The organism is Pseudomonas sp. TNT2022 ID642 (assembly GCF_028656995.1).
Classification (GTDB): Bacteria; Pseudomonadota; Gammaproteobacteria; order Pseudomonadales; family Pseudomonadaceae; genus Aquipseudomonas.
Window position 1 is genome coordinate 132694 of record NZ_JAMDGW010000014.1, and the last position, 14031, is coordinate 146724.

The window sequence follows — 14031 nt, forward strand, 5'->3', positions numbered from 1 at the left end:
GCTCCTTGTCGGCCATTCAACTTCGCCTTACCACGACAGTTGCACCTGCAACACGTCGCTGTACGTCCCCCCAGGCTGATTGCCCGGCAATTGCACCTGACCGTAGATCGGCAGGCTGATGTTGTTCGCATCGCTGTAGGCCACCGCCACACTCTGGCCGATGCCCAGGCTTTGGCTATACGCCGCATCGCGAAACAGCGCATAGGCCACCCGCGCACTGCCGCTGTTGACCTGCATGTGCCGGCCGCTGCTGTTGTACTGGCCGCCATCGACGCTCATGTTCAGTGTCACGCCCGGCGTGCATTGCAATTGCACCCCACCGGTCAGTGCGACCTGCACGGTGCCGGTGGCCAGTGCCGAACGCGAACCGAAATTCAGCCCGCCATAGTTCGACACCCCACCCACCACCAGACACCCGGCAGTGACCGTGGCGCTGACCTGAAAGCTCTGGCTCGTCGCTGCGGTAAGCGGCAGCGGTGCACTGCCGGCACAGAGCAGGAGCAGCGCGGCACAGCCATGGCGGCGCATGGCATCAGAACGTCAGTTCAACGGCGACTGTGTCGGTGTACGTCCCCGCTGGCAAACCGGCCTTGCCCACCGCCTGACCGTAGATGTTCACCGTCTGCGCGACCCCGGTGCTGGCGGCGAGGTTGATCGTCCCGTCGATCGCCAGCAGTTGCGAGTGCCCGGCGTCGGTGTACAAGTCGTACGGCACGTAATTGGCAACACCGTCGTACAAAGCTCGCGTGCCCCCCGGCGACATGCCGTCATGGGCACCGGCGCGCACCTTGACCGTCGGCGTGGTGCCGCTGGAGCAGAGAATCGACAGCGCCCCGCCGCCACCGCCCAACACTTGCCCGGTGGCGGTGGTGAACAGGCTGTTGGCGGTGCCGAAGTTCAACGCACCGAAGTTCAGCCCGGTGGAACCGCCGGCACCGTTGACCTGACAACTGCTGATCAGAATCAGGCTGGAGGTGATCTGGCCGGTGACCGTGGTGGCGGCGTTGGCACTGGAAACCAGCGCCAGGCCAAGCAACGACAAACCTATCCTTGATGCAAACGTACGCATGGTGTCCGTCCTCTACGGGGTTACCAGTCGAGCGTCACCGTCAGCGTGTCGGTATAGACACCTGCCGGTACCGCGCGGGTATTCGCCACCACCGAGCCAAATACCGGAATGGGTATCTGCGCAGCGCTGGTGACAGCGAAATTGTGTTGCTGGCCGATGCTGTAGCTCCGGGCGCCGGAGGGATCGACAAACAGCTGATAGGGAAGGGTCTGGCGGCCGTTGCTCAGACGCCGGGTGTTGCCGTCACCGTGGGCGCCGCCGTCGATGGTGACGGTGAAACCGGTGACCGAAGGATTGCAGGCGACGTTGAGTTTGCCACTGCTGTCGGCGCCGAGGCTGGCCTTGATCGGCGCGTTCCAGGTGGGCCCCTGAAGGCCGAAATCAAGGGTGCCGAGGTCGCTGACCGGGCTGGCGGGAGTGCTGGTGTTGGTGACTTCACAGCCGGCAATCAGGATCAGCCGCGCATTGATCTGCCCGCTCATCGCCGCTTGCGCGTCGTCTGCAAGGATTGCCAGCGTCCCTGCCGCCACCACCATCCAGTGTTTGCCTGTCATTGCGCCGTCCCTGCTCCTTTACGCTGACTCGATCACCGCGCTCATCATTGAACGCCTTCCTTGCGCACCCGCGTCCACGGAGTGCCTGTTGCCATCGCGATCACCAGGTGACCGTCACCTTGACCAGATCCGAATAACGGCTGACTCGCGGCACCTCAGCCAAGCGCTCGATCCGCGCGTACAGCGGTAATTCCACCGTGCCACTGTCCGGCACCCGCCCGCTGACCGGCACATCCACCACCAACGGCTGCCGTCGCGCAGCGTCCTGATACAAGCGATAAGGAATCGGCTTGCTGCCCGCCGCCCCCGCCATGTAACGGACTTCCCCGACACCGCCGTGCAGACCGCCGTCGACGCGCATCTGGTACGGCGTGTCGGGGTTGCACTCCAGCCGTGGCAGACGTTGATTGGTCAGCGCCGCTGCCAAAGGCCCCGCCGGATCATCGAGGCGTGCGGTGCTGCCGAAGTCGAGCACACCCAATTGCTCGATGCCTGCCTCCCGCTGCTGGCCAACCAACTGGCAGCCGCGCTGCACATCGACGCGCACTTCGACCTGAAGATCTGCCGCATAAGCAGGCGTAGCGAGTACCCCCAGCAGGCCCATGACCACCCGTATATTCACTGCGCCGTTCCTTGTCAGTGATCGCTTGCGACGTCGTTGCTGTGATTGAGGTTAGCAACGGTCGACGATTCCGCCAGTCGATTGGATCCAGGGATCTCCCGGGATATGTTTCGAAAGGTTGGCAAGAGGTCGCGCCATGTCGCTGAAAATAGCTGTACGTGCCGGACAAATTTGTTCAATAACCGCCCACTGTCGATCCGCCATGGTGGCTGGCCAACCCGGCGTCTGGTTACACTGTGTCGCCGCGCTCCCGGGAGCCGGTTTTGACGAACACGGAGACGCCCACAGTGCCTGCCCACCTGCCGAAACGATCGCGACTGATCCAGCGCTGGCCGGCGTTGCGCCGCTGGTTCGGCAAGGGTTTGCCGGCCAGCGCAGGCCAAGACGCCAGTGCCCAGTCGATCCGTGATTACTTCCGACACAAGGCCAGCGGTCAGGGCTACACCCTCAGCCACAGCCAGCAGCGCGTCATCGATTGCATGGCGCAGCAGGCCAGTCTTTTGCTGAGCGCAAGCGCGCGCACACCACAGAGCCTGTATCTGTTCGGCGCCGTTGGGCGTGGCAAGAGCTGGTTGCTTGACGGCTTCTTTCAGGCCCTGCCGATCACGCAGAAACGGCGCCTGCATTTCCATCAGTTTTTCGCGCAATTGCATCAGGGCATGTTCAGCCATCGCGAGCAGGACGATGCCCTCGAAGTGACCCTCGACGAACTGCTGGAGGATTGTCGGGTGCTGTGTTTCGACGAATTTCATGTGCATGACATCGGCGATGCCATGCTCATCACCCGGTTGTTCAAGGCGTTGTTCAAACGGCGGATTGTGCTGCTGGTAACGTCCAACTATGCGCCGGAAGGTCTGCTGCCCAACCCGCTCTATCACGCTCGTTTCAAACCAGTGATCGAACTGATCAATACGCGCATGCAGGTGATGGAAGTCGGCGGCCCGCATGATTACCGCAGTCAGGCGCGCCACTCTGCACATCAGATCTTCACCCAGGGACATTACGTGTGGCCGGCCACGCCAGCACAACGCGCGGCCCTGGATCTGCCCCCCGCAAATGCACCGACCGTTGCGCTAACGGTCGGCACCCGGCAGTTTCAGGCGCGGTTTTGTGAGGAGCGGCGGATCGGTTTTACCTTCAACGATCTGTGTGAACAGCCAACGGCGGTCATGGATTATCTGGAGTTGTGCCGACGTTTCGATCGCTGGGTCATTGACGATCTGCCGGAACTGGCGGAGTGCTCGATCGCCGCGCAACAGCGCTTTATCAATCTGATCGACGTGTTGTACGACCAGGACAGGCACCTGACGCTGCTCGGCCGGTTGCCCTTGCGTGAAAGCCTCGACGGCCATGCCATTGACCTGGCGCGCACACGCAGCCGGTTGGGGCAATTGCAGGAAGTGCACGAACCCGCCTGACCACACAGTTTCAGTGGGAGCGAGCCTGCTCGCGAAGCGCCCTATCAGTCAAAACATCAGCGGCTGACACTCCGCTTTCGCGAGCAGGCTCGCTCCCACCCAAGGCATCTGAAGTTTCGCCACCTGTCCAATTCAAACCCGGACTTTGCCGTTATCATGTCGCCCATTCCCAGCGCCCCAGCGGCGCGCCCCTGATCAAAGCGAACACCCAACATGCACACCCTTGCTCAATTGCGCGCCGGCGAGTTGTCCGGCATCACACGGCTGGATCTGTCTTGCGGACTGAGCGAATTCCCGGTCGAGATTTTCGAGCTGGCCGACACCCTGGAAATCCTCAACCTCAGCGGCAACCAATTGAGCAGCCTGCCGGACGACTTGCATCGCCTGACTCGCCTGCGCGTGTTGTTCTGCTCCGATAACACCTTCACCGAACTGCCCGCCTGCCTCGGCCAGTGTGCGGCCCTGACGATGGTCGGCTTCAGGGCCAATCGCATCGTCAACGTACCCGGTGCCGCCCTGCCGCCTCAGCTGCGCTGGCTGATCCTGACGGACAACTGCATCGAAAGCCTGCCGAGCGAACTTGGCGAACGCCCTGCCCTGCAAAAACTCATGCTCTCGGGCAACCGTCTGCAAACGCTGCCGCCCTCGCTGAGCAACTGCCATCGACTGGAGCTGCTGCGCGTCTCCGCCAACCGCCTGAGCGAACTGCCGCAATGGCTGCTCAGCCTGCCGAGCCTGACCTGGCTGGCTTATGCCGGTAACCCGCTGGAAACCGAGGCCGACGCCGCCGCACTCGAGGCAACGCCGCAAATCCCTTGGTCGGCGCTGCGTCTGGAACAACGGCTGGGTGAAGGCGCCTCGGGGGTGATTTCCCGGGCGAGCTGGCAACGCGCCGATGGCGCAGTGACGCCGGTCGCGGTGAAACTGTACAAAGGTGAAATGACCAGCGACGGTTCGCCACTGCACGAAATGAATGCCTGCATCACTGCTGGCCTGCATCCCAATCTGATCCGCGTCGAGGGTCGCATCAGCGGCCATCCCGACGACCAGCAAGGATTGGTGATGCAGTTGATCGATCCGTCTTTCCGCAACCTCGCTGATCTGCCGAGCCTGGCGTCCTGCTCGCGAGATGTTTATGCCGACGACTGTCGGTTCAGTGCCGAGGTTGCGCTGAACATTGCCAAAGGCATCGCCTCGGCAGCAGAGCATCTGCATCAGCAAGGCATTACCCACGGCGATCTCTACGCGCACAACATTCTGTTGAATGAACGCGGCGATTGCCTGCTCGGAGATTTTGGCGGGGCATCGTTCCACGCCATTGCCGATACTGCGCAAACCCGCGCATTGCAACGCGTCGAAGTGCGTGCGTTCGGGGTTTTGCTGGGGGAATTGCTGGCGCGCATCGACTCGGGGTTGAGTGATGAGCAGCGTGCGGTGCTTGAAGAGCTGGAGCGGCGTTGCTGTCAGGCGGATGTGCTGGCGCGGCCGGGGTTTGCTGAAGTTATTGCGGTGTTGCAGGAAAGCTGACTGCTGCGCAGTCAATCGCGGGCAAGCCCGCTCCCACAGTGTCCGGGTCGTTCACAAAATGTGTGGACACCTCTGAACCTGTGGGAGCGGGCTTGCCCGCGATGAGGCCATCACTGACGAAACAGATCAGCCCGCCAGGCCGACAAACATGTCCTGCACATCATCATGGTTGTCGAGGCCTTCGAGGAATGCTTCAACCTCAGCCATCTGCTCGTCGCTCAAACCGCTGACCGGGTTCTTCGGCTGGTAGCCCAGCTTGGCCGACAGCACGGTGAAGCCTTGCTCTGGCAACGCTTTCTGCACCGAGTCCAGATCGGTAGGATCGGTCAGGAACAGCGTCGCGCCGTCTTCGCCCGGCTCGAAATCCTGCGCGCCGGCTTCGATCGCGGCCATTTCCGGATCGGCGTCCGGGGTGTCCGGCGAGGCTTCGATCATGCCAACGTGGTTGAAGTCCCAGGCCACGGAGCCGGACGCCCCCAGTTGGCCCTTACGGAATGCCACGCGGATTTCCGCGACGGTACGGTTGATGTTGTCGGTCACGCACTCGACGATCAGCGGCACCTGGTGCGGGGCGAAGCCTTCGTAGGTCACGCGATGGTATTGCACGGTTTCACCCAGCAGACCGGCGCCTTTCTTGATCGCGCGGTCCAGGGTTTCTTTTGGCATCGAGGCTTTCTTGGCCTGTTCGACCACCAGACGCAGGTGTGCGTTGGTGGTGGTATCGGCACCGTTGCGGGCAGCGATGGTGATTTCCTTCACCAGTTTGCCGAAGATCTTGCCCTTGGCGTTGGCTGCCGCTTCTTTGTGTTTAACCTTCCACTGTGCGCCCATTACTCACTCTCTTGATCTGTGGCGCCGAGACATCTATTGGCCGACGCGTGGCGCCAAGTTTATACGGCCTAAAGTCGGCAATCGACCAAAAAAACACAATGCAGAATCGACATCTTCACCAGTGCTTGTAGGGGGATTCTGAAAAACACCTTTGACATGACCATTCAGCGCTGTGGTTTCGTACCCTCTCAAGCCCGTATTGCCTGACAGAGCCTGTTCGAATGCTCAATGACAAGGAAAGTCCTTTTACCCTGACCCTGACCGACAGCGGTCTGTGCCTGCCGGTGGTGCGCTTTCACGGCGAGGAAGCGCTCAACCAGCCCTACCGTTTCGACATCGAGCTGATCGGCCTCGCCCCCGCCGTGGCGCCGGGTACCTTTCTGCATCAACCGGCCTTTCTGCGTCTGAACGATCAACATGGGATTCACGGCATGATCGACAGTGCCAGTTGCGAACATCGCGGTACACATCGCATCGGCTATCGACTGACTGTTGTGCCGCGCTTGCAGAGTCTTGCCGAGCCGAGCAAACGCCGCGTGTTTGTGCAACGCAGCGTGCCGCAGATTCTCCAGCAATTGCTCACGGAAAATGCCCTGCCCGTTGATGGCTACCGGATTGAAATGACTGTCGGCCAATACCCGCCCCGACCGTTTTGCATCCAGTACGAAGAAAGCGATCTGGCGCTGCTGCACAGGCTGTGTGAAGAGGAAGGCATTCACTACCACTTCGAACACCGGGTGGACGGGCACATTGTCGTGTTTGCCGATGACAGCCTGAGCCTGCCGCAAGCGCCGGTACTGATTGCGTTCAAGGCCTGCGAGCAAACGCCATCACCCTGCGTCAGTGCGCTTTACCAGCATCACCACGCCGCGCCGATCGCCACCCTGCATACCGTGCGTAATCGAGGCCAGCAGGCGGTCCGCGACGAGGCTGCCAACCACATCACGGCCAATCCCCTGCTGCCGATACCTTCTCTTGAACAACGTCACCACGAGCAGCGCAGCCGTCGGCATCTGGAACGGCAACGCTGCCAACATCGCACGATCAACGGCCGCAGCGACCGGGTCGGCTTGCTCAGTGGGCATCTGCTGCAAGTGTCGGCGCATCCGATCAGCCACTTCAACGAACAATGGCGGCTCACCGCCCTACGCCATCACGGGCAACATCCGTCGATTCTTGACCCGACGCCGACCCTGCACCGCTACCACAACGACTTCACCGCCCAGCCGTGGTCCAGCGACTTTCGTCCAGCGCTCAAACAAGCCCGCCCGAGCATTGCCGGGTATCACCTGGCGCAGGTGTTCGGGCCTGCCGGGCAACCGGCGCAGCTCGATGAACAGGGTCGAGTCGCCGTCAGGCTGTGGCCCTCGGAACATCTGCAAACCCTTGAAGACGACGCGATCTGGCTGCCCATCGCCATGACGCGGACCAATGGCCGGATCGCACTGGAAGAACTGCCCTGCGCCGGCAGCGAAGTGTGGGTGAGTTTCCTCGACAGCGACCCCGACCGGCCGATCCTGTTTCTGGGCAACTCACGCAAGCCCACGCCTCGCGAGTCACCACCCGCGCGCGACAGCAGCTTGTTGCTCGACTGGCTGCTGAACAGCGACGCCCGCTGATCTTTTTGTAGGAGCTGCCGCAGGCTGCGATCTTTTGGTTTTGATCTTAAAAACAAGATCAAAAGATCGCAGCCTGCGGCAGCTCCTACAGCAACACACCTTGCCTCAGGCTTTATCAGCCTTGCCCGCCGCTGCGGCGAATTTCGCCAGGCGCACGTCGAGATGCCGAGGACGTCGCCCGTGATCTTCGGCGCGCTCCTTGCGGCGGATGGCGTTGCGCACCATCAACGAGCCGAGGTAACGGATCGGCTCCGGCGGGAAATAGCCCAGTGGCCCGTTGACCAGCGGCGAGCGCGTCCACGGGTTGTCCAGGCCTTGCACCAGCGACGCGAGAATCTGCCCGCCCATGTGGCACGGGCCGACGCCGCTGCCCGAATAGCCGAAACCGTAAAACACATTGCCCGCACTGCTCATCTGGCCGAAGAACGGCAAACCGGTGACCGAGCGATCCGACGGGCCATTCCAGGTGGCGTCGACTTTTACATCGGCAAACGCCGGGAAAAAGTCGGCGAGGCTGTTTTTCAGCAGGCCGGCATACGGCGATGGCTGATCGAACACCGGCAGCATTCGCCCGCCAAAGGCGAAGGTGTTGCCGCCCTTGCCGAGCATGATTCGGCCGTCGGGGGTGTTGTGGTAGTAGTGCACGAAGATCCGTGAATCAAGCACGGTGACGCCACTGGTCAAGCCGATTTCCTGCAACAGATCCGGGCGCGGTTCGGTGATCAGCATGTCGCTGGAAACAATCGCCACGCTGCGCTCGAATTGCGGGAAGGCACGGGCCATCCAGGCATTCATCGCCAGCACCACGCGGTCAGCAACGATGCTGCCGTTCGGCGTTTGCAGGCGCGCCGGGCGCCCCTCCTCCAGCCCGGTCATTGCCGTGTTTTCGTGAATTTTCACACCCAGTTGCAATGCCACCCGACGCAAGCCGCGCACCAGTTTGCCCGGCTGCACACTGGCCGCCGCTGGCGAGAACCAGCCTTCCAGATGCTTGCTCGAACCGGCCATGCGTTGCACATCGGCGAGCGGACGCTGGGTGAACGAGTTGATGCCGTTGCGTTCCAGTGCGGCGATCACCGCGTCGGTCGAACCGACTTGTGCGCGGTTGGTCGCGGTGTACAGCGTGCCGTCGAGGCGGTAATCGGCATCGACGCCGTACTGCTCGCAGAACTCACCGATCGCGTGAATGCTGCGCTCCGATTCCTTGACCAGACGTACCGCTTCCTCGACGCCAAACAGGCGTTCAAGGGTGAAATATTTCGCCGACCACGACAGCGCACATCCGCCATTACGCCCGCTGGCGCCGGCGCCGCAGATGTCCGCTTCGATCAGCAACACATCGAGTTCGGGGTTCTGTTGCTTGAGCATGATCGCCGTCCACAACCCCGTGTAGCCGCCGCCGACGATGCACACATCGGTGCGTACTTCGCCGTGCAACGGTGGGCAGGTTTCCGAGGTGTCGGCCTGCAAAGCCTGCTCCAGCCAAAACGGTCTCATGGGGTTTCTCCAAGTCAGATGGCCACGACCCAGCCTGCCGCGAGCACCGCAGCAGGCCGCGAGGCAAGGGTTTCAGGAACGCAGGGGTTTGATCGTCAGCGGGCAATTGGGGATCGCGGCGCGCGGCTCCATCACGCCAACCGGGCGGCTGTTCCAGTGCGGAATCAGCACCAGCGCCGAGAACAGCGCGCAACCGGCGAAGACGATGAACACCGTCACCGAGTCGAAGTAACCCGGCAGCAAACCGCCAAGTACCGCACCAACCGAGCCGCAGCCGTTGACGAAACCGGCCGCCGTGGCGCCGGCCTTGGCTTTGCCGAAGTCGATCGCGGCGGCACCGCTGATCATCGAGTCCGGCCCGTACAAGGTCAGGCCCATGACGAACAGCAGCGCGACCACCAGCAAGACACTGCCGCTCTGCAACGCAGCCATGAACAGCGCCAGCGTCACGGTCAGCGCCAGCAGGCTCAACACGCAGGCCGGCATGCGCCGGGCACCGAACAGTTTGTCCGAGGCCAGGCCGATCAGGATCGGCCCGAGCAACCCGGCCAGTTCAAACGAAGTGGGAATGATCGCCGCGCCAACCTTGCCGACACTGGGCATCTGTTCAAAGACAATCACCGGGCCCCACAACAGAATCGCGTAACGCGCCGGTTTCAACATGAAATACGCCAGGCCCAGCACCAGCACCGTGCGGTTACGCAGGATTTCCTTCAACGGCTCCCAGACACTGAGCTTGCTGTTGGCTTCGGTTTCTTCCGCCGTCAGTTCAGGTTCCGGCTCGACCGCCGGCAAGCCGACGTCTTCCGGCTTATTGCGCTGGAAGATAAAGAACAACACCGCCACCACGGCAACCATCACCGCACTGGAAATGAATGCCGCGTGCCAGGTGCCCATCAAGGTATACGCCCACCAACCGGCGAACGGCGACGCTACCAGACCACCAAACGCGTAGCAGGAACTCCATAACCCGAGCACTCGCCCGCGTTGTTGGGAAGGGAAAAAACTGCCGAGGTTTTTGCACAATCCCGACCATCCGGTGGACTGCGCCAACCCCTGAATCAGCATGCAGGTGGCGAAGATTGGCAACGTCGCGTAACTGCCCATCACCAGCGCCGCTGCGGCGGAAATCAGCAAACCGCCGAGCACCACGACCCGTGGGCCAAAGCGGTCAGCGAGCATGCCCCAAGTGAACTGGCCGAGGGCATAAGCCGCCAGATAAATCGCATCGAGGTTGGCCATGGCCATCTTGTCGAGCATGAAGGTGGGGTCTTCGGCGATGCCGAGTTTGGCCACCGAAAACGCTTTGCGGGTGAAATAGAAAGCGGCGTACGCCAGCCAGGTAATCGCGAAAATCTGCACGCGCCAACGCGCAATGGTGCCGATGTGCTTGTTCATGGTGGTTCTGACCTCAGGGTGTGAGTGTGCCGGCAGAATCGTTAAGCAAAACGCCTGTGTTTTTTTATTGTTGAGCACTGCGATATCACCCCGTCCCTAAGGCGATACCGGTCAGATGAGTCCTGTTGTTGCACGCACAGGCTCATGGCCACCGTGCGGCCCGAGCGGGCAGTCAGCGATGGCGTGAGCCGATCAAAGCAATTACTGTTTAATAAATAAAATCGATTTATCGTATTTCACACATAAGCTCAGCTTGTTACTGACTTAACGATCAGGTGACTGCATGTCGGTGTCCCACGCCCAACTCAAAGCCTTCCACGCCGTGGCCGTGCATGGAAGCTTCACCAAAGCCGCCGAGCGCCTTTTTCTCACGCAACCGGCGATATCCGACCAAGTGCGCAAACTCGAAGAGCGTTTCGGCGTTTTGCTGTTCCACCGCAATAAACGTTCCGTACGCCTGACCGACTTGGGCGAGCGCTTACTGGCAATCACTCAGCGTCTGTTTGTAATCGAAGCCGAAGCGCAGGAATTGCTGCAGGAATCCCAGGCCCTGCAGACCGGCAGCCTGATTCTGGCGGTGGATGCGCCGGTGCACGTGCTGCCGCAGATCGCGCGGTTCTGTGAGCGCTATCCGGGAATCAGCGTGAAGATCGAGACCGGCAATACCGATGAATCGCTGTTTCGCCTGTTCAACTATCAGGCCGATCTGGCGTTGCTTGGGCGTGATGTCAGCGATGAACGCCTGCTCTGTGTGCCGCTGCGCAATGATCCGATGGTGGCGTTCGTGTCGCGCAATCATCCGTGGGCCGAGCGTGAATCGATCTGTCTGGAAGATCTCGATGACACGCCGCTGGTGTTGCGTGAGCACGGTTCGGTGACGCGGCAGACGCTGGAAGAGGAAATGGCGCGGGCGGGGTTTCGCATTCGCCCGGCGATTCAGGTGGAAGGCCGGGAAGCGGCGCGTGAGGCGGTGGTGGTCGGGATTGGTGTCGGCGTTGTTTCGGCGGCGGAGTTTGGTGCGGATTCGCGGGTGTGTGCGTTGCCGATTGTCGATTGCACACGACGGCTGACGGAGACGCTGGTGTGTTTGCGCGAGCAAAGCAATCGACGGGTGGTGGCGACCTTCCTCGATATGGTCCGCGCCAGCCTTGTGTAAGTAATACCGGCCCCATCGCTGGCAAGCCAGCTCCCACAGGTTTCTTGGCTGTACCCAGCACCTTTGAACGACCGAGATCACTGTGGGAGCTGGCTTGCCAGCGATTGGGGCGACTCGGTGTATCAGACTGGCGCAAGACCGAAGAACGCCTGAATCAGGCGCAACTCCCTCCGCCGCTCCATGCAACCGATCATGTGCCGATTGACCAGCCCGTCCCCGACAATCGGAATCGCCACCACCCTCGGGTCATGACTAACCTCAACCGATGACACCACGCCAACGCCCAACTCAGCGGCAACAGCTTCGGTCACCGCCTCACGGCTATCGAGTTCCAGCAGCACGCGCGGATGGATCGACGCCTGCGCGCACGCCTGATCAAACGTACGCCGGGTGATCGAACTCGGTTCGCGCAGCACCATGATCACCTGATCCAGTTCTTTGAGTTTCACTTCCCCGGCGCGCATCGCCCACGGGTGCCCTGCCGGCACCAACGCGCAAATCCGTGATTCGCTCAACGCTTGCAGATGCAGACCTTTGCGCGGCTCGACTTCGGTCAACACCGCCACATCGGCGTGTTCCGACAACAACGCCGCCAAGGTTTCCTGGGCATTGCCCAAGCGCAGATTCACCGTGATTCCCGGATAGCGTGCACGCAGGCTGGCGAGCATCGGCATGACCATGTGCGGCCCGTCCGCCGCCACTTCCAGCCGTCCGGTGAGTAATTGCCGGTTGGCCTCGAGCATTGTCTGCGCCTCTTCTGCGAGGCCAAACATTGCGCGGGTAATCGCCGCGAGTTTGGTGCCCTCCTCGGTCAGTTCCACCCGTCGCGCGGTGCGCCGCAACAGGGTGATCTGATAGTGCTCTTCCAACGCCTTGATGTGCCCGGTAACCGCCGGCTGACTGATGAACAACCGCGCGGCGGCGCGGGTGAAGCTGCCTTCACGGGCCACGGCGTCGAACGCACGGAGCTGGAACAGGTTCATGAATAACTCTCGCTGATGGCTGGCATAACAACAAACAATTTGATTGATGCAACGGCGAATTGCAACGTATGCCCCGTAGCTTCATCCCACAGCGCAATCCGAGGACATACGAATGAGTATCGCCGAACCCATCCTGCTCACTCCCGGCCCGTTGACCACTTCGGCCCGCACCCGCCAGGCGATGATGGTCGACTGGGGGTCATGGGATGACCGCTTCAATCAACTGACCGCCAGCCTGTGCGAACAACTGCTGGCGATCCTCAACGGCGCCGCCACTCACCACTGCGTACCCTTACAGGGCAGCGGCACCTTCGCTGTTGAAGCGGCAATCGGCACATTGGTGCCGCGTGACGGCAAAGTGCTGGTGCTGATCAACGGCGCCTACGGCAAGCGTCTGGCGAAAATCTGCGAAGTGCTCGGCCGCTCTTTCAGCACTTTTGAAACCGCTGAAGATGAACCAACCACCGCCGCTGACGTCGATCGCCTGCTGCGCTCCGACAGCAACATTACCCACGTTGCGCTGATCCATTGCGAAACCAGCACCGGGATTCTCAACCCGCTGGCGGAGATCGCTCAGGTCGTCGAGCAACACGGTAAACGCCTGATTATCGATGCCATGAGTTCCTTCGGCGCGTTGCCGGTGGATGCGCAACAAGTACCGTTTGACGCGCTGATCGCCGCCTCCGGCAAATGCCTGGAAGGCGTACCGGGGATGGGTTTTGTCTTCGCACGTAAAGAGGCGCTGGCCGCTGCCGCTGGCAATTCGCACTCGCTGGCGATGGACCTGTTCGATCAGCACGCCTACATGATGAAAACCGGTCAATGGCGCTTCACCCCGCCGACCCACGTCGTCGCTGCGCTGCACGAAGCGCTGCTGCAATACAACGAAGAAGGTGGCCTGCCGGCGCGGCATGCGCGCTATGCCGCCAACTGTCAGGCGCTGATGGAAGAGATGGGCAAACTCGGTTTGCGCAGTTTCCTGCCGGCGGCGATTCAAGCGCCGATCATCGCCACGTTCCATGCGCCGCAAGATCCGCGCTATCAGTTCAAGGATTTCTACGAACGCGTGAAGGCCAAGGGTTACATCCTTTATCCCGGCAAATTGACTCAGGTCGAGACCTTCCGCGTCGGTTGCATCGGCCATGTCAGCCCGGACGAAATGCGCCAGGCCGTCGCGGCGGTCGGCGAAGTGTTGCGCGAGATGGAAGTCCTCGAAGTCTAAGAACACCACCAATCCCCTGTGGGAGCGAGCCTGCTCTCGAAAGCGGTCGCACATTCAACATAGATGTCGACTGATCCGACGCCTTCGCGAGCAGGCTCGCTCCCACATTTGAACTGCATTTCAAATCAGGAATTT

At 61.4% G+C, this 14031-nt stretch carries 13 protein-coding genes; 5 read left to right on the forward strand and 8 right to left on the reverse strand.

All coding sequences use genetic code 11. The features are described 5' to 3' along the window. Window positions 1-27 precede the first annotated feature (27 nt). The 4 genes from M5G26_RS14750 to M5G26_RS14765 form a co-directional block, all read right to left on the reverse strand. Window positions 28-528, reverse strand: a complete 501-nt coding sequence (locus M5G26_RS14750; protein WP_016983916.1) for a Csu type fimbrial protein — start codon at window positions 526-528, stop codon at window positions 28-30. Between the two features lie 4 nt (window positions 529-532). Further along, window positions 533-1069: a Csu type fimbrial protein gene (locus M5G26_RS14755; RefSeq protein ID WP_122600521.1), complete on the reverse strand. Its 537-nt coding sequence runs from the start codon at window positions 1067-1069 to the stop codon at window positions 533-535. A gap of 20 nt (window positions 1070-1089) precedes the next feature. After that, window positions 1090-1623, reverse strand: a complete 534-nt coding sequence (locus M5G26_RS14760; RefSeq protein WP_150693872.1) for a Csu type fimbrial protein — start codon at window positions 1621-1623, stop codon at window positions 1090-1092. A 100-nt stretch (window positions 1624-1723) separates the two neighbouring features. Continuing rightward, entirely contained in the window at window positions 1724-2245 is a 522-nt protein-coding gene (locus tag M5G26_RS14765; protein ID WP_208867546.1) for a Csu type fimbrial protein, read from the reverse strand. Between the two features lie 287 nt (window positions 2246-2532). Here M5G26_RS14765 and zapE point away from each other — a divergent pair, with 287 nt between their 5' ends. Then, window positions 2533-3663: a cell division protein ZapE gene (gene zapE, locus M5G26_RS14770; protein WP_273915814.1), complete on the forward strand. Its 1131-nt coding sequence runs from the start codon at window positions 2533-2535 to the stop codon at window positions 3661-3663. A 213-nt stretch (window positions 3664-3876) separates the two neighbouring features. After that, window positions 3877-5190: a protein kinase gene (locus tag M5G26_RS14775; protein ID WP_273915815.1), complete on the forward strand. Its 1314-nt coding sequence runs from the start codon at window positions 3877-3879 to the stop codon at window positions 5188-5190. A 126-nt stretch (window positions 5191-5316) separates the two neighbouring features. Here M5G26_RS14775 and M5G26_RS14780 read toward each other — a convergent pair whose 3' ends face one another. Continuing rightward, window positions 5317-6021: a YebC/PmpR family DNA-binding transcriptional regulator gene (locus M5G26_RS14780; RefSeq protein WP_099756686.1), complete on the reverse strand. Its 705-nt coding sequence runs from the start codon at window positions 6019-6021 to the stop codon at window positions 5317-5319. A 221-nt stretch (window positions 6022-6242) separates the two neighbouring features. Between M5G26_RS14780 and M5G26_RS14785 the strand changes: the two genes are divergently transcribed. Then, the gene (locus tag M5G26_RS14785; protein ID WP_273915816.1) at window positions 6243-7640 is read left to right on the forward strand and encodes a type VI secretion system Vgr family protein; all 1398 of its coding nucleotides are present in this window, start codon (window positions 6243-6245) and stop codon (window positions 7638-7640) included. A 105-nt stretch (window positions 7641-7745) separates the two neighbouring features. Here the strand turns inward: M5G26_RS14785 and M5G26_RS14790 are convergent, their stop codons facing one another. Together M5G26_RS14790 and M5G26_RS14795 are read right to left on the reverse strand one after the other, a co-directional pair. After that, a complete protein-coding gene (locus M5G26_RS14790; RefSeq protein WP_273915817.1) occupies window positions 7746-9137 on the reverse strand; it encodes an FAD-dependent oxidoreductase in 1392 nt (463 codons plus the stop codon). Between the two features lie 72 nt (window positions 9138-9209). Further along, window positions 9210-10535 (reverse strand): MFS transporter, encoded by a 1326-nt coding sequence (locus M5G26_RS14795; RefSeq protein WP_273915818.1) that lies wholly within the window; start codon window positions 10533-10535, stop codon window positions 9210-9212. Window positions 10536-10818: 283 nt separating this feature from the next. Here M5G26_RS14795 and M5G26_RS14800 point away from each other — a divergent pair, with 283 nt between their 5' ends. Beyond that, window positions 10819-11691 (forward strand): LysR family transcriptional regulator, encoded by an 873-nt coding sequence (locus M5G26_RS14800; RefSeq protein ID WP_273915819.1) that lies wholly within the window; start codon window positions 10819-10821, stop codon window positions 11689-11691. A 122-nt stretch (window positions 11692-11813) separates the two neighbouring features. Here M5G26_RS14800 and M5G26_RS14805 read toward each other — a convergent pair whose 3' ends face one another. Next, complete coding sequence (locus M5G26_RS14805) at window positions 11814-12674, reverse strand: LysR substrate-binding domain-containing protein (protein ID WP_273915820.1); 861 nt, start codon at window positions 12672-12674, stop codon at window positions 11814-11816. A 112-nt stretch (window positions 12675-12786) separates the two neighbouring features. On the opposite strand from M5G26_RS14805, the gene M5G26_RS14810 reads away from it, so the two are divergent. Continuing rightward, window positions 12787-13896 (forward strand): 2-aminoethylphosphonate--pyruvate transaminase, encoded by a 1110-nt coding sequence (locus M5G26_RS14810; protein WP_273915821.1) that lies wholly within the window; start codon window positions 12787-12789, stop codon window positions 13894-13896. Window positions 13897-14031 lie beyond the last annotated feature (135 nt).

Bases quoted from the DNA above. Each gene is read 5' to 3' on its own strand.
- M5G26_RS14750 (WP_016983916.1), bottom strand. From the start codon at position 528: ATGCGCCGCCATGGCTGTGCCGCGCTGCTCCTGCTCTGTGCCGGCAGT.
- M5G26_RS14755 (WP_122600521.1), bottom strand. From the start codon at position 1,069: ATGCGTACGTTTGCATCAAGGATAGGTTTGTCGTTGCTTGGCCTGGCG.
- M5G26_RS14760 (WP_150693872.1), bottom strand. From the start codon at position 1,623: ATGACAGGCAAACACTGGATGGTGGTGGCGGCAGGGACGCTGGCAATC.
- M5G26_RS14775 (WP_273915815.1), top strand. From the start codon at position 3,877: ATGCACACCCTTGCTCAATTGCGCGCCGGCGAGTTGTCCGGCATCACA.
- M5G26_RS14780 (WP_099756686.1), bottom strand. From the start codon at position 6,021: ATGGGCGCACAGTGGAAGGTTAAACACAAAGAAGCGGCAGCCAACGCC.
- M5G26_RS14785 (WP_273915816.1), top strand. From the start codon at position 6,243: ATGCTCAATGACAAGGAAAGTCCTTTTACCCTGACCCTGACCGACAGC.
- M5G26_RS14790 (WP_273915817.1), bottom strand. From the start codon at position 9,137: ATGAGACCGTTTTGGCTGGAGCAGGCTTTGCAGGCCGACACCTCGGAA.
- M5G26_RS14795 (WP_273915818.1), bottom strand. From the start codon at position 10,535: ATGAACAAGCACATCGGCACCATTGCGCGTTGGCGCGTGCAGATTTTC.
- M5G26_RS14800 (WP_273915819.1), top strand. From the start codon at position 10,819: ATGTCGGTGTCCCACGCCCAACTCAAAGCCTTCCACGCCGTGGCCGTG.
- M5G26_RS14805 (WP_273915820.1), bottom strand. From the start codon at position 12,674: ATGAACCTGTTCCAGCTCCGTGCGTTCGACGCCGTGGCCCGTGAAGGC.
- M5G26_RS14810 (WP_273915821.1), top strand. From the start codon at position 12,787: ATGAGTATCGCCGAACCCATCCTGCTCACTCCCGGCCCGTTGACCACT.